Source organism: Shewanella hanedai, assembly GCF_007197645.1.
Taxonomy (GTDB): domain Bacteria; phylum Pseudomonadota; class Gammaproteobacteria; order Enterobacterales; family Shewanellaceae; genus Shewanella; species Shewanella hanedai.
On record NZ_VKGK01000056.1, the window covers coordinates 1 to 24,818 of the forward strand.

Below are 24,818 nucleotides of genomic sequence, written 5' to 3' on the forward strand. Positions count from 1 at the left end.
GTGTCGCCGACAGCCGTGCCCGCACCGAGGGTGACAGTGATGTTAATTTGGCCATCAAGCTCAGTGTCATTAATGAAACCGTCGTTGTTGGTGTCCTCAACGATTTCAACCAGCGGCGCAGACGGTGCGCCAGTGCCTGTGCCGTAATCCAGAGTCGCACTGTCATTGCCTGTGGCGGTGTTACCCGCAGGGTCAGTGACGTTAGCGGTGACGACTAAGTTGGTGCCGGTGACTGGTGCATCAATGGCCAGTGAAAGGTCATTGTCGAGCATGTCCTGGGTAACTGGGCCGCTGAAGATAACGTTATTGTCTTGGTCGGTGACGACTAAGGTGTCGCCCAGCTCAGTGCCTGCGCCTAAGGTGACCGTGATATTAATCTGGCCATCTAGCTCAGCGCCGTTGATGAAGCCATCATCGTTGGCATCTTCAGTGATGTCGACGGTTGGGGCCGCTGGTGCGCCCGTGCCAGTGCCGTAATCGAGAAGGGCATTATCACTGCCCGTTAAGACCATTCCATAAATATTCGTTAGGGCTGCTGTTACAGTGATGCTAGTACCTGAATCGGGAGCATCCATGGTCAATGTGAGGCCATTGTCGAGCATGGCTTGGGTCACTGGGCCGTTAAACAGTTCATTACCCGCTTGGTCGGTAACGACTAAGGTCTCACCGACGCTAGTGGTTTCATCGAAGGTGACAGTAATGTTGATTTGACCGTCCAGCTCATCACTGTTGATGTAACCGTCGTCGTTAATATCCTCAGTGATCTCTACCGTTGGTGCGACAGGCGGGGTTATTTCCCAATTATGATTCATTGTTGCAGCATCATTGCCCGATGCAGTGTTACCTGCCAGATCAGTAACAGTAGCAGTGACGACTACTTCAGTACCGGTAGGAGGTATACTCATTACCACTGCAAGACCATCATCGATCATAGCTTGAGTGACAATACCACTGAACAATTCATTGCCTGCCTGATCGGTAACGACTAATGTGTCGCCGACTTGTGTGCCTGCACCGAGGGTGACTGTTATATCGATTTGGTCAATAAGTTCAAAATCTGTAATGAAACCATCATTGTCGACATCTTCATCAATGACGACAGTCGGAGTCGCGGGACCACCAGTGCCTGTGCCGTAATCGAGCTGAGCATTATCACTACCAGATGTACTGTTACCAGCGGGGTCAATGATAGTCGCTGTGACTACAAGATTTGTGCCAGTAGCCGGTGGGTCGATAGTGACTGCAAGGCCATTGTCTATCATGTCTTGGGTCACTGGACCGCTGAAAATAACGTTACCATCTTGATCAGTGATACTGACAGTGTCACCTACTTCAGTGCCTGTACCTAAGGTGATGTTGGCATCGATTTGGCCGTTAAGCTCGGCATCATTAATGTAACCATCATTATTTGCATCTTCGATTATTTCAACGATTGGTGCCGCAGGTGCGCCGGTGCCCGTGCCATAATCGAGTGTCGCTGAATTATTACCCGTGACTGTGTTGCCTGCAACATCGGTGATGGTGGCTGTAACCACTAAATCAGTGCCCGTGACTGGCGCATCCATGGTGACAGGGACGCCATTGGTGATCATGTCTTGGGTAACTGTACCTGTGAAGATGACGTTACCGTCTTGGTCGGTAACAACAAGCGTATCGCCGACTGCAGTGCCTGCACCGAGTGTGACGGTTATGTCGATTTGACCATCAAGTTCTGCATCATTAATGAAGCCATCGCTGTTAACGTCTTCATCAATCGTAACTGTAGGACTGGCAGGTGCGCCTGTGCCGGTTCCATAATCTAATACTGCCGTATCACTGCCAATTGCGCTGTTGCCAGCTGGGTCCGTGATCGTGGCTGTGATAATAAGGTTGGTACCTGTAGATGGTGCGTCAATGGCGAGTTGCAGACCGTTGTCTATCATGGCTTGAGTGACAGGGCCGCTGAACAATTCGTTGCCGTCTTGGTCAGTGATGGTGACAGTGTCACCCACTTCTGTGCCTGCGCCTAAGGTGACGGTGGCATTAATCTGGCCATCAAGCTCGGCATCATTAATGTAGCCATCGTTGTTTGCGTCTTCAGTGAGTAGAACTGTTGGCGCGGCAGGTGCGCCCGTGCCTGAGCCGTAGTCGAGCAAGGCGTTATCTGAGCCTGCTGCTTCATTACCCAAGGTGTCGGTGATTGTCGCTGTTACGACGACATTAGTGCCTGTCGCTGGCGGATCCATAGCCAAGTCTAAGCCGTTATCAAGCATATCTTGGGTGACCACGCCGTTAAATAGCTCATTGCCGGCTTGATCAGTGACGACTAAAGTGTCTCCAACAAGAGAGTTAGCACCGAGCTCTACAGTAATGTTGATTTGACCGCTGAGTTCAGCGTCGTTAATGAAACCGTCGCCGTTTGTATCTTCAACGAGCGTAACGGTTGGTGCTGCTGGGACGGTGACGCTGTCATCGTAATCGAGTGTTGCGCTGTCGTTACCAGTAACCGTGTTGCCCGCTTGATCAGTAATAGTGGCTGTGACAACGAGATTAGTGCCGTCGGCTGGTGCATCGATAACCACGTCGATGCCATTATCTAGCATGTCCTGAGTGACTGGACCTGTGTACAGCACTTCGCCAGTTTGGTCAGTGATGGTGACGGTGTCACCCACTTCGGTGCCTGAGCCTAAGGTGACGCTGATGTTGATTTGACCGTCAAGCTCTGCATCAGTAATAGTGCCATCGTCGTTGGTGTCTTCAGTAATATTCACTGTTGGCGCAACTGGTACACCAGTGCCGTAATCGAGGGTTGCTGAATCACTGGTCGTTGCTGTGTTACCTGCCGGATCCGTGACGGTGGCAGTGACCACAATATCGGTGCCCGTTGTTGGTGCGTCCATTGTAACGGCTTGGCCGTTATCGAGCATATCTTGAGTGACTACACCGTTGAACAGTTCATTACCGTCTTGATCGGTGACGACAAGTGTGTCGCCGACTTCAGTGCCCGCGCCGAGTGTCACAGTGATGTTAATTTGGCCGTCGAGCTCAGCATCATTAATAAAGCCGTCGTTGTTGGTATCTTCATCGATACTCAAGCTTGGACTTGCAGGGGCTGAACTTGTGCCATAGTCAAGTGTTGCACTGCCATTACCTGTTGCTGTATTACCTGCAGTGTCAGTGATATCAGCCGTGATAACGAGATTAGTTCCTGTTGCTGGAGGATCGATGGCTAATGGCAGGCCATTATCGATCATCTCTTGGGTAACAGGCCCGCTAAACAGGGTATTACCTGCTTGGTCAGTAACAACTAACGTGTCGCCAACTTCAGTGCCTTCACCTAATTCAACTGTAATGTTTATTTGACCATCAAGTTCAGAACCGTTGATAGTGCCATCTTGGTTAGCATCTTCATCAATAGTGACAGTAGGACTTGCAGGTGCGTCTGTGCCAACACCATAATCGAGAGTCGCAGCGCCATTGCCAGTGGCAGTGTTACCCGCAGGATCTGTGACGGTGGCTGTGACTACTATGTCAGTGCCAGTTGCTGGAGCATCCATGCTCACTGGAACGCCATTGGTGATCATATCTTGCGTCACAACACCGTTGAACAGTTCATTGCCGTCCTGATCAGTGACGATGAGCGTATCGCCTACCGCTGTACCTGCATTGAGTGTGACGGTGATATTTATTTGGCCATCAAGTTCAGTGTCGTTGATGTAACCGTCTTGGTTTGTGTCTTCATTGATAAGAACTGTTGGGCCAGCAGGGGCTCCTGAGCCAACGCCATAATCAAGTGTCGCGCTGTCACTTCCTGTTGCTATGTTGCCTGATGGATCAGTGACGGTGGCGGTGATGACGAGGTTCGTGCCTGTGGCCGGCGGATCGATGGCCAATTGAAGGCCATTGTCGATCATATTTTGTGTTACAGGGCCGCTGAAGATGACTGTGCCATCTTGATCGGTAACGGTGAAGGTGTCACCGAGCTCAGTACCAGCTCCTAAGGTGACGGAGATATTTACTTGGCCATCTAATTCAGAATCGTTGAGAGAACCATCATTATTACTATCTTCTGTGAGCACAACTAATGGTGCACCGATAGTGATATCAATTTCACCTGTATCAGTAGTGGTGCCTGTATTCCCCACAGGATCTGTGACGGCAGCGACTACAGTGATAGAGCCTTCTGCGACAGGATCGGTAACATCTACCGTGTAGGTACCATCGGGATCGACTGTAGTTGTGACTGTTTGCTCTGTGCCAGTGCTGTCTGTGATGACAACAGTGATGGTGCTACCTGGTTCTGCGTCAGTTGTTCCGGTAATTGTTGGTGTGGTGTCATTTGCGGTGTCTGGGATATCAACAGTGATTGTGGGAGCTGTAGTATCAACCTCTCCAGTATCGGTTACTGTTCCTGTATTGCCTGCAGGGTCTGTCACAGTTGCTACAACAGTGATAGGGCCTTCAGCCAATGGGTCGATAACATCGACCGTATAAGTCCCATCAGGATTTACCGTTGTAGTAACCGTTTGATCAGTACCAGTACTATCAGTGATAACGATTGTAATTGTGCTACCAGGAGCAGCATCAGTAGTACCTGTCACTGTTGGTGTTGTGTCGTTAGTTGCATCGGGTACATCAACAGTGATTGTTGGTGTTGTGGTATCCACATCTCCGGTGTCAGTTGCTGTACCTGTATTGCCAGCAGGATCTGTTACTGAAACAACAACTGTGATTGGGCCTTCTGCGACTGGATCGGTGATATCGACCGTGTAGGTGCCATCAGGATTAACCGTTGTAGTAACAGTTTGCTCTGTACCAGTGCTATCAGTGATGACAACAGTAATGGTGCTACCTGGCTCTGCATCTGTGGTACCAGTGATTGTTGGTGTTGTGTCATTGGTGGTGTCAGGCACATCGACAGTAATCGTCGGCGCTGTGGTATCGATCTCTCCGGTGTCCGTTATCGTGCCAGTGTTGCCGGCAGGATCCGTTACCGTTGCTACGACTGTGATTGGGCCTTCTGCAACAGGATCTGTGACGTCTACCGTGTAGGTGCCATCGGGATTAACCGTTGTAGTAACCGTTTGCTCAGTACCAGCGCTATCAGTTATCACTATCGTGATTGTGCTACCTGGTGCAGCATCAGTAGTACCCGTAATTGTTGGCGTTGTGTCATTAGTGGTATCAGGGACGTCGACAGTGATAGTTGGTGCTGTGGTGTCTACATCACCGGTGTCTGTAGCAGTACCAGTATTACCTGCAGGATCGGTAACCGTTGCCACTACAGTGATAGGGCCTTCTGCGACAGGAACGGTGACATCGACAGTGTAGGTACCATCGGGGTTAACCGTTGTGGTAATCGTTTGCTCGGTACCAGCACTGTCAGTGATGACGATTGTGATTGTACTGCCAGGCTCGGCATCGGTAGTGCCTGTAATTGTTGGGGTCGTATCGTTAGTCGTGTCCGGTACATCTATGGTGATTGTTGGAGCTGTGGTATCGATAGTCGCTGAATCTGTTCCTTCGGGAGAGACATTTCCCGCCGAGTCAGTCACCGTCGCGACGACGGTGATGGTTTCGCCTTCGGCGGGTACTGGTAGGTTTACATTAACTGAACCAGTAGAAATATCGTCGGCTGTTAGTACTATCTCAACACCGTTGACGATTAATACGTCACCGACCATAGCACCAGTACCTTCAAGGCTTATGGTGACACTGATCTCAGTATTGCCATTAAGCTCATCACTACTAATTAATCCATCATTGTTTGTATCGAGATTAATCGTGACTTGGGGAGCACCATCGGCAACAGCAGTGACTTCAATAGTGAGAGTTGCCGTTACTCCGGTGTTGGTCGTGTAAGTGATAACAGGAACAGTACCGTTCCAGTTTTCATTAGGGGTAAAAGTATAGCTACCATCTTGATTGATAACTAAAGTACCGCCTTCAAGTTCAACGCTTGTACCTGCTGGATAAGTGGTTCCATCTACTTCGAAACTTGCTACAGCAAGCACATCATCTACATCAGAGTCGTTATCGAGTACATTGCCAGTCGCGGTGCCATCTTCGTTAATAGTGACAGTATCATTGAGCAGAATCGATTCGTTTTCAGCAGTAACTTCATTAAAGTTGTTTGTAACAGCAAAGTCACCCTGAGGAGCTGAATTCGTATTGAAACCCGTTGATGCAATGGTTTCGCTAGCGGTTCTGTCTAAAGAAACAAAATCGGAACCACCTTCATTGCCTGAAGCTCCTCCTGCTGCAGTGTCAGGTAGGTCTTGAGTAGGATCATCACCACTTAAAATAGCATCTTGAAGTGCTTGGATCTCCTGAGCTTCGGAAAGATTTGAGGCTGTAATAGCGGCATCAGGAGTTTGGCTGGTCGATGCTAGATTTGAATACTGAGTACCATCTGGGTAGCCAATTTCAAGTTCCGCATTATCTTCAATACTCAGAGTAGAACCAACTAGTAGCAGCTGACCTTGAGAGACATCTTTTGAGCCATTCTCAAGTTCTAGTTTTATATCCCCTTTTGCAAGAAGAACGGTTCCAGGCTGGGTTGTTACTAAAGTTTTCATTCGATGCTCCGTGAAAATAGCCTTGACTGTAGCTGCTTTTGTGAAAGTGTTTTATGCCAAATGTTATTGGTTTGGCAGACAAATAGAGATGTATGTTACCCACAACACTGTGGAGGGTCAACTTATTGACGCTTCATATGCTAACTTGGTCTTAAATGTAGGATCTAAATGCTAATTTATACCAATTTGTTAGTGCATGCGACTAATTGTAGGAGTGTGATGAGGCTAGGTATATTTTTTGTGGTAGTACATTTGTTGCAAGGGATGCGGTCTATGTGACATCTCTTGCCTGATTGTAATGGCAGGAGGTGGCTGGCAAAAATGTACTACACGCCTAACATTATCCAATCTAAAAACTAGTTAAGTTGCTTATAAATAAGGCATGTTTATATTTTTGATGTTGTCATTTATAAAGCCTGTAATAAGGGTTGCGTAGTCATTATAATTATAGACAGCATCTATGATTACGCCATGTTCAGTAAAGGTATCTACCTCTTTAAGGTCATTGTAAATTATCCCCATCAGTGACCGAGTCGACAGAGCAAGTAAGCGTTGCTGTCAGACATTCGGGTGGTGGCCTGAAACCACTTTATTACTTTCATCATTGCGAGTGTTCTTGAACCGTTTAGTTTAGTTTTCATATTGTTATATTGTTATATTGTATTCAAAGTGATCGTGCTTCGTCGATTATCGCTAAATAACTTTGATAAGAGGATATTTTGACACTGCAGCACCAAAACAGTTATTCCGGTGTTATCCCTAAAATAGATATTGCATCACAAAGGAGACAATCCTTAGGAGCGAATATCTTATTAATCCCTTTTGTTAACAATGGTGTTGTTGTCTATAAATAGAAGATCATCTAATTCATTTTCATGGATGGCATCGTTTGATTAGTCCCTGTAAGTAAAGATTAAAATCAGTAGGAATCTAGATAGGGAGGTGTGTTAAACATCATTTTTCAGCATTGAAATGAAGATAGGTAATATCGACTAACTTAGTACCTCAATCAGCTCAAAGTCTTATTAATATGTTTTAACTTGTAGTATAAAAATACTAAGCAGTTAGTCGTAAATGATTATTTGGGATGGAATAATGAAGCATTACTGCTAAGAATCCGGTTTAGATTCTAGCTGGGTTATAGTATTAGGTGTTTTAAATCAATATCTTAGTTGAAATGTGAGGTGGTTTGAAACATCCCTAATAAGAAAACTAGCTTAATACTAGTTTTCTTATTAGAAAAGAGTATAAAAACTAATCTGCTTTTATCGCGTGCCTATAGCTTTGAATTGCTGAATTTTGTTCTCCCAAATGTTCTTGGGTCTCGCCAAGTGCTAACCAATGAGATTTCGTCGGTTGTATTTGGCAGACTTCTTTCCAACACTCCATCGCTCGTCGGTACTCTTTATTTTGATGGTGGAGTTTAGCTAGTAAGATTTGGAAATTGATGTCTTGGCCATGTTTCTTCTCCATCGAAAAGATTAACTCTCTCTCATCGAGATCACTAGGTACAAGAAGTTCACCTAAGCCCGCAAATATTTCAGCTGAAGGGGAGTGTTTGAGCTGCTTCATCAGTAATTTTAGTGCTTCGTCTTTTCTTTCGAAACGATTTAAGCCGACACAATAGAGAGCAATATTCCCCATCTCTTTACGCTCACCTCGACTTAACCAGTGCCACACTTTTTCAAGTTCTTGTTCACTGTTTTCTGTTGCCGAAATTAATAAGGCATGGTTTGTTGCAACTGATAATTCCGTAAAAGCCGTTTCAGTGAGTAACTGGCGCTTTTTGATAACAGGAAGCAATAGCTTCAACGAGTTAAAATCGGACTGAGCCTGATAGAGTTCGATGGCAAGCCTAAGCACGGGTAATTTGCTTTTACTCGACGGTGATAGTTTATCGAGTTGTTCACGGGCACTGGTTAGATCGCCTTGTTGGAGTAAGTAACGTGTGCGAGTGGTACCGACAGCATTGACGGCCATTGGTTCTTTCTCGGCTTCTAATAGATAACCATCTCGAGACACGGGGTCATTTTGGTGCTGGGCAGCTCTGGCGGCTGCAAGTAAGTTAAGTGAAGGGATCTCGCCTTTTTCAGCGCCCTTAGCCATAGCTTTTTCGGCTACAGGCCAATCCTCTTCAGCTAATGCCAATGCACCGATTAAAGTATGTTTACGTGCTGCCTTTTTACGCCACTTCTCCGGCAGCAAACGACTACTTAAGATTAGGTTGAGGAATAAAACCAGACACCATTCTACGATCTGTAAAAGGCAGTAAAATAAAATTAAGCCAACAATTGCAGTGACGACTCCCATCTCTACTTCGTAATCCCAAAAAGCGAGATAGAGATAACCGTTCATGCCATCAAAAAATGGGCTGATACATAGGCCGATTAAAATAATGGCCAGATAAGCTAGGACTCGGATCATATTGAAGGCTCCTCAGATACCATCAAGTTACCGTGGATAACCAATTGTTGTAGCAGAGGTGTAGATGCAAATTGTTGAATTTTTGGTGTCTGAATTTCAAGAGTGCTTAGGGCATCGAGTGCGGCTAATGTCTCTTCGGTTTGAATGTTCTTAAGATCAAAATATTGATACACCCATTTTCTCGCTAGTGACAATGACTGACGATAATTCACTTCATCTTGACGGTAGAGAGCAAGCTGAGATTGCAGTAGTTTATTTTTGATATTTTCAACTAAATACCACTGCTCATCAGGTTTTAATAGTGGAGCAATGTCGGTGGTTCTTTTACGTACAACAATGAAGTCTTCAATCAGTTCCTGCCATGACTTAGCGAGATTACTCTGCCAGTCATCAAGTGATTCGGTCATCTCTGGGTTATCGACCTTGCTTGCTGCGTTGGTGATATCAGCGCGATTCAGCGGCAGTTGATCTAGGTTTTCAATCATGTTGTCGAGCATCAATATAGTACCTGCAATATCGGTACTCTTGATGATGGATACTTCAGCAATATCATTGGCTAAGGCTTTTCTTAATGGGATCAGCGCCGGATCTTTCATTGACTCGATTCTTTGATCTGCGGCTTTAAGTAGGCTTGCTGCTGTGCTGGGATCTTTCTCTAGCCATAGCTTACTCCCCGCCATTCTAACGAGGTACTTAGCTTCTTCAGCCATCCAATGATTAGGGTTTCGCAGTGCTAGTTTAGCGACACGATCATTGAGTCTTAACTGATCTGCATTGATGATCTCTAGTTCTTGGTTGAGCTTAATTTCTGTTTGACGCTGCTCTTGGTCTAGTCTGGATATTTGTTTCGAAGGTTCTGCGAGGGCAAACTTTAACTCCTGAGCTAGGCTTTGAGCTCGATCTGTTTGCTTATTGAGTTCCTGGTGTAGGTAATAGCCACCACCTAAGGTCGCAAAAGTTAATAGCAAAATCAAAATTAGGTTGAATAGAAATCCCCAAGATATGCCTGAGCCACTATCGGAGCGATGTGGTGTTGATATGTTATCTACATTCTTGGTTGCTTTTGAACCTTGAGTCGTCTCATTAGAGATGATTTCATTTTTAGGCTCTTGCAGGTTTTCATCTAATTCTTTGTTGTCCATTAAACAGTCCTTAAGGGCATACCGCTACAATAATAACGAGAACAAGGCCGTGTTGGGCTAAATGGATAAGCCTAGAGCGGAAAGCATGGCCTTACTATTTGCAGCTTTGGCGTTGGTCACCTTGTTGAGTCCATAAGCTAAAGCTTGCTCCTTAACACGGGAGCTAGGGACTATAATATGACATGCACGCAGCCAAGCAAATAACTCTTTTGGTACAAGTTTGTTTAGACTATGGAGAATCTCTCCACTGGTGATGATAATAGTATCGACTTTAGCATCACGCCACTGATAAGGAATTGCATCGTCTATGGCAGGATAAACTCGTTGATATGTTTCCCAATAATTCACTTTCCCCCCACGCTGAGTGAGTGTTTCTGCCAGTGTTTCGCGCCCGCCAACCCCTCTGACGATGACGATTTTTTTGTCAGACAGATCTTGTAACTCATTGAGTGTTAATAAGCCTTCGGTCTGCTGACAACCTGACGGTGCCTTAAATGCAGTGATCCCTTGTGCTTGCAGCGCATTGAATGTGGCATCGCCGACCGCATAGAATTGCGTTGAAGTGCATGTGTTTAGCGCGATGGATTTTGCGGAAAATAGCACGGCATTGGTGCTAATAAAAATGACGATATCAGCATTTTTAAAATGCGCGATAGCAGTTTTATGTTGAGTGTTATTGGTTGCTTGAACTTGCAGCAGTGGTGTCACTGTATATGAGATCCTGTGTTGTGACAGGATCTCAATCATTGACTGATTACGGCCTTCTGGCCGTGTCAGTAAAATATTCATCGATGATCGTTACTTAATGTAAACGGCATCAAGAATTGTTTTTGCGCCTTGGCTGAGCAGTTCTTCAGCAAGGGCAATACCCAATGCTTTGGCATCAGTTTTAGGCCCGACTTGAGTCGAGGTAATAATTTGAGTGCCATCTGGACTACCGACTAAACCGCGAAGAGTCAGGGTATCACCAACGATCTCAGCATAAGCCCCGATCGGCACCTGACAGCCACCTTCAAGGTGAGTATTCATAGCTCGTTCAGCAATTACTCGGTAGCGAGTTTCAGCGTGCTCAAGCGGTGCTAAAAGTGCTTTTACGCGCTCATCATTAGTGCGACATTCAATACCGACAGCACCTTGACCGTTTGCTGGTAAAGATTCTTCAGCAGAAATAAAACTTGCGATGCGCTCTTCCAGTTTAAGACGCTTCAAACCTGCAGCAGCCAAGATGATAGCATCGTATGTGCCTGCATCTAATTTACCTAAACGGGTACCGACATTGCCGCGTAGATCGCGAATTTCCAAATCCGGACGTGCTGCTCGGATTTGGCACTGACGACGTAGACTTGAAGTACCGACTACTGCACCTTGTGGGAGTTCACTGATACTTTTGTAGTGATTAGACACAAATGCATCTCGTGGATCTTCACGTTCGCAAATAATCTCTAGACCTAGCCCTTCAGGAAATTCGACAGGGACATCTTTCATTGAGTGAACCGCAATATCGGCTCTACCTTCCATGATGGCGACTTCCAGTTCTTTTACAAACAGTCCTTTACCGCCAACTTTTGCCAAAGGCGTATCAAGAAGAATGTCACCTTTAGTACTCATTGGTAACAGTTCTACTGTTAGGCCTTCGTGGAATCTCTCCAGCTCGGCTTTAACAAATTCAGCTTGCCAAAGAGCAAGAGGGCTTTTACGTGTTGCGATTCGAATGACGTTTAGGGACATGCTCGATATTCCATCAGAGATCTTGGTTTTAGTAATGCTAACATTGCTCGAGATTAGATGTAACATATGGCGATTGATTCTTTGAAGTCAGCCCACATATCAGAATAGAAAATGATTGACTGTGATTAAACACATTAGTGAATGTTAAGGGTATTACAGATGACCTTTCATTAACGTTAGTTGATAAAAGTCATTTTCAGGCGAAAAGCAGTACCGCGAAAGTGTGATCTTGATCTCGTTTTGTTCCCATGGCAAGGCAAAAATGATAACATTGCGCGCTCTACCTCATCCTGCAAAAAACTCTTCAATTAGTAACATATGGTTAATGAACAAGGTCACTTTGCTGAAACCGCCCAGAGATTGAATCGGATCCGGCTGGCTCGTGCGCTTGCCATTCTTTCACCATTAAAGCGTGACCTACTGCGCCTAATCCCACTGCTTTTTCATTATCATAGACTCGATTACCCTGGTTACAATGGACCACTCACTCCCTCTGGAATATTTAATTATGAGCCTGATGAGAATGAATTGGCTGCGTGCCATACATTAGGGCTAGTTAAACCAAGCTTTCACATTGTGAATCACCCCGCTATCGAGGGAATTTATAGTATGGGAAGCATGGCGAGCTTTGGTCAAAATCCTAAGAGCGATGTCGATGTTTGGCTAGTGCATGATCGTTTGTTAAGCCCAAATGAGTGCCAGTTATTAGAGGAAAAAGCTGACTTATTAAGTGCTTGGTTTAATAACTATGGGCTTGAAGTCAATATTTACTTGGTTCACCCAGAACAGTTTGTTAAAAATGTTGATTCAGAAGATGAATTTCAAACTGCAATAGGCTCAGAACATAGCGGCAGCGCTCAACATTGGCTCCTGCTGGAAGAGTTTTATCGTAGTCAAATCTGCCTTGCTGGAAAAACGGTCGCATGGTGGCCCAAGGCCGAAAGGTCAGAGGAATATCTTTTTCTCGGGGATGTGAGTCGAATCCCTGCAAGTGAATATTTTGGTGCATCGCTTTGGCAGCTATATAAGGGGTTAGATAAGCCTCATAAAGCGTTATTAAAAGTGTTACTGCTTGAAGCCTATGCGAGTCAATACCCTAAAACTTGTCTGGTTACTGAACAGGTGTGGCAGAGAACGGTCGAAGGTGATTTTTCTGCTGCCAATGATGCATATTTTCTGTTGTATGAATCCATTGAAAGCTATCTGCTAGAACAAGGTGACTTGCGTAGACTTGAGATTGTGAGGCGCTGTTTTTATTTGAAGTGTGGTTTACGTTTAACTGAGGAAACCCAAGCAAAAGATTGGCGTTATCATAAGCTCGTTGCGTTAGTTGAAGATTGGAATTGGTCTCGTAGCTTACTGGAGACCTTGGATCATTGTGATGATTGGCATTGTGGACAACTGCAATGGTTCAATGAACAGTTAAATGAGCTCTTGCTGGGAAGTTATCAGACATTACTTCAGTTTGCTTCAACACAAAAATTAAGTAAAAGTTTAAAACTGTCAGAATTGGGCCTACTTACTCGTAAACTTCACACCTACTTTAGCTCAGACGTACAGCAGATTATTAGCCTGAATAAACTCTGGAGTGACTCAGTTTGTGAAACGGATCTGACCATCATTTTTAGTCAGAATGATGAAGAGTATTGCCTTTACCGTTGCAAACCTGAGCCGAGGAATTTTATTGGAGAAAGGGCCGTTTATCGCTCAAAGAGTAAGGCGAAGCTAGTCGCTTGGGCCAGCTTAAATGGGGTTTCGAGTGACATAACGAGTTGGTATGAGTTTAGTAAGAGCAAGCGTAAGTCTGCGAGTTTAACCACGGCTTCCAAACGATTAGTGACGTTCTTTGAGGGCGCTAAATTGAAAGTCACTAAAATGGATTTTTGCCAGCCTTGGCGTTATAAAAAATTGGTTTTTTTGCTTAACTTTAATCATGATCCTACTGAAAAATGGCAGGGGCAGGAGATCATGGTGGATTATATGAATGCCAATATCTTTTCTCTGGGGCGGGAAAAGCAGAACATGTTGGAATCAATTGATATTATTTGCTTGAACTCCTGGGGAGAGTGGCATTGTCATCATTATGAGGGGGAGTTCGGGATATTGGACTCGCTGACTTTTATTACCTCTGGTATTAGAAGGGGAGCAGGTGACATTGCCATTGAAGTGATCAGTTGTTCAACAAAGTTAAAATCTCAATTTGAACGAACGGTAAGCAATTTAATGCATCGAGCCGTTCGTCTCAGTCTGCAAGTTTCCAGTTCAACAACCTTAGTGTATCCATTGAAAGTCAGCGGAGTGGAATACGGGCTGTTTTTTAACAGCAAGGGGATGGTGTATCAAAACCTGAATGATACTAAAGCCTTGTTTCAGCAATTAACGAAGAAAAAACTCATCGAGCTGCCAAGACCAGATTTAGGCAATGAACCTTTCAGTAAAATTCCTGAAGTTATCCAAGATTTTGCTGCCCGTGGGGCTGTTCAGTACTTCTTAAGGCAAAACGAAACAGAATTAGATGTGTTTATTTTAAATGAGACCAATGAACTGCATCATTATAAACAGTCTGGTATCGATATTGAGGAGTTGGTGAGTAAAGTGAGTCATCACCATGCATTTGAGGAGTTTGAAACGTCATTGCAGCGATTCAATCTGCCGCAGTTTTTTCGCTTAATTAGGGTTGATGGACGCTTAAGAGCGTTACCCTTTGGCATGTCAGTCGATGATATTGATTTTGACTTTTAAAAGAGGCTTATGTTAAAAGCCCCTATTACGTAATGGCTACAGAGAAATCTGAATGCCACCCTGTTTTAGTATGGAATCTATAACGAACGGCATAAATTCACCCCCATTTCTTTCATCGGTCCATTTACCTTCGATAAAAGAAAAGTGGTATCCGCCAAACTTTGTGGCTACCCAAACCTGATGCAACGGCTCTTGCTTATTGATGACGATTTTAGAGGTGTCTTCGAAGGTGATTTGCAGTACATTTCCTGACGCATCGATATCGATATCGGCATCTTGTTCATCGATTGCAACTTCAATGGCATTGTCTATCGCCTGAAACATATCATCGGCTAATTGATGAAACTCTGTGTCTGTCATTGCCATTTTGTATTGATCCTTGATGAGTCTAGCGAATTATCTATCCGATGATTCTATCAATCAGTCGCTTTATGCTCCAATCAAATTTTTACTAGTTTAGCCCTGTTTTATGGGAAAAGGCATGAATTGTATGTATTAGTACTATATGTACTTGACGTAGAAAGCCTAACTCTGCAACATCGGTAGGCAAAGTGGAATTGCCCCTAGAAAAAGCTTGAAAGCCATTAACCGTTAGCGCTGTTAATACTTCTTAGCTCGACACCATTGGATAAATAATCGGATAGATAGATGTTGAGAAAAATGAAACTGTGTTCACTGATACTGTTAGCTAGTTTTTTTATTACTGCTTGCGGTCAAAAAGGGCCTTTGTATAAATCGCCAGACAAACAAGATAACCAAAAGCAAAAAGTAGAACAGCCAAAGAAACAAAGCATTAAGGAATAACGGTTTGGATCATTTTCTCTATAAAAATGGTGAGTTGCTAGCTGAGAATTGTCAGGTTGCAGAGCTTGCTCGTACATACGGTACCCCTCTTTACATATATTCTCGTGCGACATTGGAACGACATTGGCATGCGTTTGATCGTGCAGTGGCCAATCATCCGCATCTGATTTGTTATGCGGTTAAAGCCAATTCGAATTTAGCCGTACTCAATGTACTGGCTCGTTTAGGCAGTGGTTTCGATATTGTGTCCGGCGGCGAGCTGTCTCGGGTGATAGAGGCGGGTGGCGATCCTAAGAAAGTTGTTTTTTCAGGCGTTGGCAAAACCGTTGATGAAATGGAGATGGCGCTTAATCTGGGTATCCATTGTTTTAATGTGGAATCAGCAGCCGAACTTGAGCAACTGAATTTAGTTGCACTCAGGCTCGGTAAAATAGCTCCAGTGTCATTACGAATTAATCCAGATGTTGATGCGGGAACGCATCCCTATATATCCACCGGTCTGAAAGAAAACAAATTTGGTATTGCGATGGAAGATGCCGAGTCGATATTTACTCGGGCTCATGAGCTACCAGGCTTACAGGTGAAAGGGGTCGATTGTCACATTGGTTCTCAGTTAACGGAGATCAAACCTTTCCTTGATGCGATGGATCGTATGTTGGCACTTATTGACCGTCTTGCTGAACTTGGCATTATCATTGAACATTTTGATGTCGGCGGTGGACTTGGGGTGACTTACGATGATGAGACACCTCCTCAGCCAGATGCATACGCCAGCGCTTTACTTGAACGTTTAGGCGACAGAAAGTTAAAGTTAATTTTTGAGCCGGGTCGTGCGATTGCCGCTAACGCGGGTATTTTTGTGACTCAGGTTTTGTACCTTAAAGGCAATAGCGATAAGCATTTCGCATTGGTTGATGGTGCGATGAATGATCTTATTCGACCTTCCTTGTATAGCGCTTGGCAGAAGATTATTCCTGTGGTGCAACGTCAAGGTGAAAACCTCAATTATGACATTGTCGGCCCTGTTTGTGAGACCGGTGATTTCTTAGGCAAAGACAGAGAGTTATGTCTTGAGTCTGGGGATTATCTCGCGGTTCGCTCCTCTGGAGCTTATGGCTTTACCATGTCTTCAAACTACAATTCGCGTCCAAGATCGGCAGAAGTGATGGTCGATGGAGAGCAGGCACATTTGATTCGTAAACGAGAAACATTGTCACAACTCTGGCAAGGTGAGCAGTTACTGCCGTAGACTGTCATTATAAGGTTTTGTTTGTGCTACTAACTCTTTAGTAGCACGCTCCGATTTTGAAGGATGTACACTTTGATCCATTTCGCGAAAATGCACGGGTTAGGCAATGACTTTATGGTCGTCGACGGGGTAACACAAAACGTGTTCTTTTCGCCTGAGCAGATAAAGCGTTTGGCTAATCGAAATTTTGGGATAGGTTTCGATCAATTGCTATTGGTAGAACCCCCCTATGATCCCGATCTTGATTTCCACTACCGTATCTTTAACGCCGACGGTGGAGAAGTTGAGCAATGTGGCAATGGTGCTCGTTGTTTTGCTCGGTTTGTTCGAAACAAGGGATTGACTAATAAGCATAAAATACGAGTCAGCACCTCAAGTGGCAAAATTACGTTGCGCTTAGAGCGTGATGGCAATGTGACGGTTAACATGGGAACACCTGTGTTGGAACCGAGTAAAATTCCTTTTAATGCTAAGAAGGTTGAGAAAACCTACCTACTACAAGCGAGTAGTCCTGAGGTGCCGATGGAGACATTCCTCTGTGGTGCAATCTCCATGGGGAACCCCCATTGTGTACTCGAAGTTGATGATGTTGATAATGCTGAAGTTGAGCGTATAGGGTCACTGTTAACCCACAATGAACGTTTTCCTAAGGGCGTTAATGTTGGCTTCATGCAGATCATTGACGCTGGGCATATTAAGCTAAGAGTATATGAGCGTGGCGCATCTGAAACACTTGCGTGTGGAACGGGTGCTTGCGCCGCTGCTGCGGTAGGTCAGTTACAGGGGAAGTTAAATAAACGAGTTCGTGTCGATCTCCCTGGTGGTACACTGACAATCAATTGGGAAGGTGAAGGCAATCCTCTGTGGATGACTGGCCCTGCTGAACACGTATATGATGGACAGATAGCGCAATGACCGACGTTTCAAAAGAGAAGAGTTCCGCCCCATTCGATGAGATGCTCATTCGTGAGTTTTTGCTTGATAATCCTGATTTTTTCAATCGTTATCCTGAGCTTTTGTTGGCGATGCGTATTCCTCATGCTGAGCGGGGAGCTATCTCTCTGGTTGAGCGTAAGCAAGAGATGTATCGCAACAGAGTGCAGCAGCTTGAGGAGGAGATCACCTCATTATTGGGCATGGCAACGCGTAATGAGATGATCTACTTGTTCAATTCGTCTCTGTCTCTAAAACTGCTTCAATGTGAAGATCTCGGTGAGCTTAGGCAGATATTATCAGAAGGACTAAAAACCCAGTTTAATTTTAGTCACGTTCGCCTGATCACAGTCCATGATATCGATAGCGAGCTATCACAAATATGGAGTAAGCGACTCAGTCCTGGTTATTATTTTGGACGACTTACGCTGAGCGAATCTAAGCGATTATTTGGCGGAGAGGTTGGTTCGGTGGCATTGTCGCGTCTTTCAGATGAGTGTGGTCAAGTGATCTTTGCGATCGCAAGTCAGGACACTGTGCACTTTCATCCAGAGATGGATAACCTGTTATTGGATCAACTTAAGCAACTTTTAGATCATTTGTTGCCTAAACTCTAAGTGTTTTACGACCGATAGCCCAAGTGATCTTTTAACTAAAAGATCACGTTCAACCTTTTCAAAGGAGCTGTATGGATACTAATTGGTTCCAGCGCTTCGAGCGCTACCTTAGTGGTGAACGTCAGTTATCTAAGCATACTGTTCGCAACTACCTTTCAGAATTAAACAGAGTCGATAAGCTGTTGGATAGCTCAACTACATGGCTTAATCTTTCTCGAGAACAACTGCAAAGCGTCCTCAGTAAACTCCACAGAAAGGGGCTCAGCCCACGTTCACTCTCGCTTACTTTGTCTGCGTCTAAGCAGTTCTGTGAGTTTTTAGTTCGCGAGGGGGCTATTGAAGCAAACCCTGCGATTAGCTTGCATGCGCCTAAGCAGAATAAGCCTTTACCTAAGAATATGGATCTGGATTCTGTGACGCACCTGTTAGAGATTGAGGGCGATGATCCCTTGAGCTTACGGGATAAGGCTATTATGGAGTTATTTTACTCATCAGGATTACGACTAGCTGAATTAGCGGCGCTGGATATCAGCGATATTCAATTCTCTGAGCGTCTGGTGAAGGTGATGGGTAAGGGCAGCAAAGAGCGCATTATACCCATTGGAAAAATGGCAATAAGTGCGATTGAAACGTGGTTGGTGTGTCGACGAGCTATCAACTGTGACAGTGATGCCTTGTTCGTCACCAATAAAGGGGCGCGTCTGGCTCATCGAAGTATTCAGGCTCGTTTGGCTAAGTGGGGTCAGGAGCAAGCGTTGAATATGCGGGTTCATCCTCATAAACTACGTCACTCTTTTGCGACTCATATGCTCGAGTCCAGCGCTGATCTGCGTGCGGTGCAAGAGCTGCTTGGTCACGCAAACCTATCAACGACTCAGATATATACCAGCTTGGATTTTCAGCATTTAGCTAAAGTTTATGATGGTGCTCATCCTAGAGCGACACGAGCTAAAAAGGATAAGAGTGAATGATCCGCAGTTATATTAATCTCACCAAGATTGATGCAATCAGCTTTGATCTTGATGACACACTTTACGATAATACTCCGATTATTTTAAAGGCAGAGTCTGAGCTAGAGCGTTTTTTACATCATGCATATCCTTTAACAATTAAGCTTAAACGAACAGATTGGCTGACTTTAAAACGAAACTTACTCAAAGTTAGACCTGAACTTTGCCATGATACTGGGTTAGCTCGCGTTGCAATGCTGACGCAAGGTTTATGTCAGCTAGGTTACTCAATAAAAGAAGCAGAAGCAGGTGGTCATAAAGGGCTTCACTGTTTTTTAGCGCATCGTTCAGGTTTTACCGTCTCTAAACCCGTTTTAATCTTGCTTGAAGCGTTAGCTCAAAAGTACACCTTGATTGGGATCACCAATGGCAATGTAGATGCTGAGCGTATTGGCTTAGGTTCATTGTTTGATTTTGTGCTGTCTCCCGGTGAAGGAGTAAGGATGAAGCCCGCACCAGATATGTTTAATATGGCAATGGAGAGGCTCAATATATCACCCGAGAGTTTACTCCATGTCGGAGACAGTCATAGCTCGGATGTGATGGGGGCAAGATTAGCTGGATGTCAGTCAATATGGCTCACCCCTGGTTTTGGCAGCACTGAAGCTGGAGTGGCTAAAGGCAGTCTGCCTCATCTTGAGATAAGCAGCATTGAAGATCTGAAATTTCTTATTTAACCTGAACTCTGGTTCAGTTAAATGAGAAAAGAAAATGGCCTATCGAGATAGGCCATTTTTGTTTTCATTGGTCGTGGAGTGTTTGTTTAAGGAATATGGTTATGATCATAGAATTCTTCATGCTGTTGGCTTGGTTCAGAGGCATTGGCAAATTGAGTCTGGCTACTGGATGAATCGGATGCTGGGCTATCTATGATCAATGCGCCATCTCCGTTACTGCCAAGCAGACCTTGGATGATAGAACCTTCAACATCAAGCTCGCCATTGGTGATACCAAATTCATCCCGCAGATCGACCCCATCCAAAGTGATGTATTGCTCCACAACCCCGTTTTTATCGACATCGATGGCAATAGTGGTGGTATTGGTGGCATCATCGAAACTGAACTCCAGATGAGCGCCAAGCTCTTCAGCGGTGACACCATTAAGAAGGTCACTTAAATCCAGTTTGTCATCGGCGACACTGAAATCAGTAATATGATCAGTACCTATATCACCTTGATTCCACAAGAAGGTATCTTCACCGAGCCCGCCAATTAGCGTGTCGTCACCCAAGCCACCAATGAGCAGGTCGTTACCTTCGCCGCCAATAAGCTTGTCTGCTCCTGTTCCACCGTCCAATGTATCGTTTCCGCCTTGACCAAAGAGGATATCTTTGCCTTGACCACCACTGAGTGTATCGTTACCGTCACTGGTTTGAGATACATCAAACATTGCCGTATTTGCAGAGATAAAGGCATGGATATCTTGCAGTGAAACACTATTAGCATCAACATTCGTCTCTTGTGCAACCAGTGCTTGAAGTGCTGTGAAACCTTGTCCTTCAATATCCGTAAACTGTGTTAGATCACCAAAAATAATGTCATTGCCTAAACCACCTGCTGTTTGATCATCTCCTTGTAGCAGAGTGTTCTCAGAGCCTAAAATGACACTGGCTAACTTATCGACACTGATCTTAGCCCTAACTTGCCCATCGCTATCGTATGCAATCAAGTCTTCGGCTTTGATATCTTGCTTGATACCCACAGCTTCGACTTCCGAAATAGCGGATAATAGACTAAATGCTCCTTGCGGATCACCACCTTCATTATGTTTTCCATCTGTGATGAAGTAGGTAATGTTACTTCCAGAGTTGCTTGTGACTAAATTACTGTTGAACCAGTCAGTTGTTGTCGTGAAGGCGTCGACATAATCGGTTTTGCCACCGCTAGTTATGTCATTCCACGCGCCGTTTTCTCCTTCGATCAAATCGTCAATATTTAAATCTTTAATATTGAGGGAAATGCTCATTGTCGCTGAACCAGAAAAATCAATAATTGCGATATTAACGGTCCCTGAAGATACTCCTGAAGCGGATGCTTGCAGGGATTTTAGCACTTCAATTAACTGCTCTTTTGCTGTGTCGACTGCGCTTGTTCCCATGCTACCCGATGAATCCAGAATAAAGGCAACATTGTAATTTTCGCCTTGAATAATTTGAATTCCAGATGTATCACTTACAAGGACATCATGGTTATCAGTGCCGTTGATGGTGTTATCGCCATCTGTTCCGGATCCATATTGATAATCTCGAGTTGGAATGACATCAAAGTAAACGGTTGCAGTGTCAATCAAGCCATCAGGATCGGTAATGGTGTAATCGAAGCTAGCAGGTCCTGTATAACCCTCTTCTGGCGTAAACAGCAGATTTCCTTGTATATCAATCGTTACACTCCCATGACTCGGATTTCCTGCACTGATAATATGAATGGCATCGCCATCTGGATCGTTATCGTTACCCAAAATGGTTGAGGCTTGGAAAGTAAAAGGCGTATCTTCCAAAACTTGAGCTGGTTGAGTCAGTATCTGATCGCCCATTGGCGTATAGCTACCAATTTGGGTACCATCTTGTGCAAACTCTCCTAGTTCAATATCTAACTCGTAAGCGCCACCTTGATCCCAATAGACAATCTCTATTTCATGAGCTCCAGATGTCGCAATGTCAAAGTAGATATGGCCATCATCACCTGGGTAGCGAGTCCTAGCAGATTGGTTTGCTGAGAAGACAGCCACCAATTCGCCATTGATCTTAATCGCATAGCCATCATCAGCTGTGACTTTTAACCCATAACGACCAGCATCAAGTTGCACGTTACCTTGCATATGTAAGATAGCGTCAGAACTATTATCTGGATCGGCAGTGAGACTTTCAGCATCGCCACCAAGGAAAGATTGTAAGCTCTGCCCTGTTCCTAAGTCGCCATTCCCATGAGCATAACTTAGCGTGGTGGCGGTAAATAGTGCATCGGGGTCAGTATTGTTGATAAAGTTCATCACTTGCTCAACGGATGAGAGGTTGCCACCATCAGAACCTTGGCTATAGCCATAGTATGCACTCGTTAAACCACTACCAAAGTAGTCGTTTCCAGCATCCGGTGCTAAGTTATGGTCAGCTACAGTGACAGTCACACTCGATGTAGCACTGGCTCCAGAGCTATCAGCAGCAATGACTTCAATCCCAGTAATCAACAGATTGTCGACATCGATGTTGTGTGGAAATTTACCAAGTAGTTCAGCATCTAGGACGACAGCACCTTGCTGCCCTGCTTCAATAGCACTCCAATCCAAAGTTAACTTAAGCAGATCGCCACGCCCATTCATTGAGCCAATCAGCTTACCATCTTCAACGCGCCAATCCATGGGTTGGCGAATACCTTGTACTTCAATGTTATGAGTATCACCAAAACTAAAGCTATTAATTTCTGTATCGCCTGCTTTGAACACTAAAGTTTCCGTGTCGTTGTCGGCAGCGTCAGAGAGAAGAGTAGCTTCATTTAAGCTTGCAAATCCATATGGCGTCACAGCTGACAGCGTCGACGGTGCATCTAAGATGATGCTGAAATCATTATCACTATCGATATCACCATCGCTATCAATGATATCAACAGTGAAGTCGAGTGTTGTGCCAGAGGTGTCTGTTGTAATGGTTTGGGTACTTAGTGATTGAAGGTTAAAGTCAGAGCCATCGTTTGCAGTTGAAAGCTGAATAAGGTTTATCTCAGCTATCGGTGAGTTAGATAGATAAACTTCAAATTGCGCACTAGTGCCTACGAAAGTATCGGTGATTGTGGCGCCATTAGCATCCACTCCAGACACATAAAATGTGGCCGTACCCATATATTCGCTGCCGCTGTTAAGACTTAGAGTGAGACTTAAGTTATCGGTAACTGGTTTACTAAAGGTGAGAATTAGTGTTTCGCCTTCACCTATATCCTTACCTTTGCCAACCCCTATACCATTTGTACTCGTGTTAACTGAGGCTCCAGCCCCGTTTATATCGATTGCGGTAATAGCACATTGGACTACATCGTCAACATCGACTTCACCAACGACAGTACCTTGTAATAAGATAAATAGATCTTCATCGTTACCACCAGGAATAGTACCTGCCAACTCAGCATTAGTAGTTATAACCTCAGATATTGGTTGCTCAAGGTCAAGTACATATTTTCCAGAATTTGGATCAATAGTGAGGGTAAAGACCAAAGATTGCTCGGCACCAGCATCGCCATACACGCTATTGGTGCTGCTAGTGTAGGCAATCATTACATCTGGATTAGCTGGATCGACAAAGTAATAAAGAATTTCACCTCCAGTCGTTAGGCCTGAGTCCACAAAATTACTTACTTCGCCTGCAGCGAGTTTATCGGTAATGTTGCTCATTAGGCTCGCTGAGTAAGTATCGCCAGTTTGGTTATCGTTACCATCAGCACCAACGACTGTAATTGCTCCATGAATAGTTGATAGAGTATTTGAGCCAGATGCACTGCTAACGGTTGCCGCTATAGTGTCATCTTCGATGGTGATATTAAGGTTATTGGAAATAACGTTACCGTCATCGTCAACAGCTTCAATGACAATACCGTCGAGTAACGCTGAAACATTGATATTATTGTTATTGAGTACGTGCTCAACATTATCGAGCAATGTTACCTCAACAGATATCTCTCCTGTGGTGTTCGATGTAATAGTATTAGATCCAATAGTGAGTAGAAGTACATTAACGCCATCAACTTGGCCAATCATCTCGTTGCCATTAACGACCCATGTCAGTGTGCTCAGCAATCCAGTTATAGTAATGGCATTAGTATCAGCGTTACTCGCAGCAAACCTGAATTGGGTTAGGTTGCTATTGCCTGCCGTGAAACTGATATTGCTAGCATGTGGATTAGCTATGTTATCTCGTAGATCAGACTCTTTGATATTTAGGTCTATTTCTTGTGCTTGGTAAACTGTTGCACTATCAGTATCAGATTGCGATGTGTTACCCGCGTCATCGGTTTGGGTGGCGGTGACCGTGATACCGCCACCTTCACCTGGCGCGGTTTCAGTCCAGCTGATAATGCCATTGTTATAGGTGTACAGACCAGAGGTGAGGTTGCCGTTGCCATCGTCAGTGAAGTCAGCGTGGATAAGTTCAATCGCTGCGCCACCATTGATGGTGAGGGTGACATGTCCGCCTACTTCAAAGTCAGTGCCATTGATGGTTACAGTGAGCTGCACGTCATCGGCACCAATTTCTGCCTGAGTGAGTAAACCATCGCCTGGGTTGCCGTCATCGACAATCAATACAGCTGGGGAATTTGGTGCATCGGTGTCCGTGTCGGCGGTATCGCTGCCTGCCGTGCCGACATTACCATTGAGATCGGTGTAGCTGCCCGCATCAACCGTGACGCTGACGGTGCCAGTGAAGTCTGCAGTTGGGGTGAAGGTGGCAGTCCAAGTGAGGCCACCATCATTGGTCGTCAGGGCGGTTACCGTGCCGCCGACAACCGAGAGATCATCGAGGGTGAAGCCCATGACTTTTTCACTGAAGGTGAAGGTCACGTCGCTGGTCTCACCAACCGTGAGCATCTCATCGACAATGTTGACGATAACGCTGGGTGCATCGGTGTCC

The 24,818-nt window shown here is 44.8% G+C and carries 14 protein-coding genes; 7 read left to right on the top strand and 7 right to left on the bottom strand.

What is annotated here, in order from left to right:
- The 5 genes from FN961_RS24950 to hemC form a co-directional block, all read right to left on the bottom strand.
- Positions 1-6,557: Ig-like domain-containing protein (locus tag FN961_RS24950; protein ID WP_185972884.1), on the bottom strand; the 6,557-nt coding region annotated here is incomplete at its 3' end.
- A 1,254-nt stretch (positions 6,558-7,811) separates the two neighbouring features.
- The gene (locus tag FN961_RS24955) at positions 7,812-8,981 is read right to left on the bottom strand and encodes a heme biosynthesis HemY N-terminal domain-containing protein (protein WP_144042855.1); all 1,170 of its coding nucleotides are present in this window, start codon (positions 8,979-8,981) and stop codon (positions 7,812-7,814) included.
- Complete coding sequence (locus FN961_RS24960; RefSeq protein ID WP_144042856.1) at positions 8,978-10,123, bottom strand: uroporphyrinogen-III C-methyltransferase; 1,146 nt, start codon at positions 10,121-10,123, stop codon at positions 8,978-8,980. Before FN961_RS24960 ends, FN961_RS24955 begins: the two co-directional genes overlap by 4 nt.
- Positions 10,124-10,180: 57 nt before the next feature.
- A complete protein-coding gene (locus FN961_RS24965) occupies positions 10,181-10,912 on the bottom strand; it encodes a uroporphyrinogen-III synthase (RefSeq protein WP_144042857.1) in 732 nt (243 codons plus the stop codon).
- 9 nt (positions 10,913-10,921) lie between these two features.
- The gene (gene hemC, locus FN961_RS24970) at positions 10,922-11,851 is read right to left on the bottom strand and encodes a hydroxymethylbilane synthase (protein WP_144042858.1); all 930 of its coding nucleotides are present in this window, start codon (positions 11,849-11,851) and stop codon (positions 10,922-10,924) included.
- A 318-nt stretch (positions 11,852-12,169) separates the two neighbouring features.
- On the opposite strand from hemC, the gene FN961_RS24975 reads away from it, so the two are divergent.
- A complete protein-coding gene (locus FN961_RS24975) occupies positions 12,170-14,593 on the top strand; it encodes a class I adenylate cyclase (RefSeq protein WP_144042859.1) in 2,424 nt (807 codons plus the stop codon).
- A gap of 36 nt (positions 14,594-14,629) precedes the next feature.
- Here the strand turns inward: FN961_RS24975 and cyaY are convergent, their stop codons facing one another.
- Positions 14,630-14,959, bottom strand: a complete 330-nt coding sequence (gene cyaY / locus FN961_RS24980) for an iron donor protein CyaY (RefSeq protein ID WP_144042860.1) — start codon at positions 14,957-14,959, stop codon at positions 14,630-14,632.
- Between the two features lie 282 nt (positions 14,960-15,241).
- Between cyaY and lptM the strand changes: the two genes are divergently transcribed.
- The 6 genes from lptM to FN961_RS25010 all read left to right on the top strand — a co-directional run bounded on the left by lptM (position 15,242) and on the right by FN961_RS25010 (position 19,883).
- The gene (lptM, locus tag FN961_RS24985; RefSeq protein ID WP_185972885.1) at positions 15,242-15,397 is read left to right on the top strand and encodes an LPS translocon maturation chaperone LptM; all 156 of its coding nucleotides are present in this window, start codon (positions 15,242-15,244) and stop codon (positions 15,395-15,397) included.
- A 4-nt stretch (positions 15,398-15,401) separates the two neighbouring features.
- Positions 15,402-16,646, top strand: a complete 1,245-nt coding sequence (lysA, locus tag FN961_RS24990) for a diaminopimelate decarboxylase (RefSeq protein WP_144042861.1) — start codon at positions 15,402-15,404, stop codon at positions 16,644-16,646.
- 72 nt (positions 16,647-16,718) lie between these two features.
- On the top strand, positions 16,719-17,561 hold the full coding sequence (gene dapF, locus FN961_RS24995) for a diaminopimelate epimerase (protein WP_144042862.1): 843 nt from the start codon (positions 16,719-16,721) through the stop codon (positions 17,559-17,561).
- Positions 17,558-18,196, top strand: coding sequence for a DUF484 family protein (locus tag FN961_RS25000; RefSeq protein WP_144042863.1), 639 nt, complete (start codon positions 17,558-17,560; stop codon positions 18,194-18,196). The genes dapF and FN961_RS25000 overlap by 4 nt, the downstream gene beginning before the upstream one ends.
- 71 nt (positions 18,197-18,267) lie before the next feature.
- The gene (gene xerC / locus FN961_RS25005) at positions 18,268-19,167 is read left to right on the top strand and encodes a tyrosine recombinase XerC (protein ID WP_144042864.1); all 900 of its coding nucleotides are present in this window, start codon (positions 18,268-18,270) and stop codon (positions 19,165-19,167) included.
- Complete coding sequence (locus tag FN961_RS25010) at positions 19,167-19,883, top strand: HAD-IA family hydrolase (protein ID WP_373293491.1); 717 nt, start codon at positions 19,167-19,169, stop codon at positions 19,881-19,883. The genes xerC and FN961_RS25010 overlap by 1 nt, the downstream gene beginning before the upstream one ends.
- Before the next feature lie 86 nt (positions 19,884-19,969).
- Here FN961_RS25010 and FN961_RS25015 read toward each other — a convergent pair.
- Positions 19,970-24,818, bottom strand: a 4,849-nt coding sequence (locus FN961_RS25015; protein WP_144042866.1) for an Ig-like domain-containing protein, incomplete at its 5' end; no start/stop codon positions are given.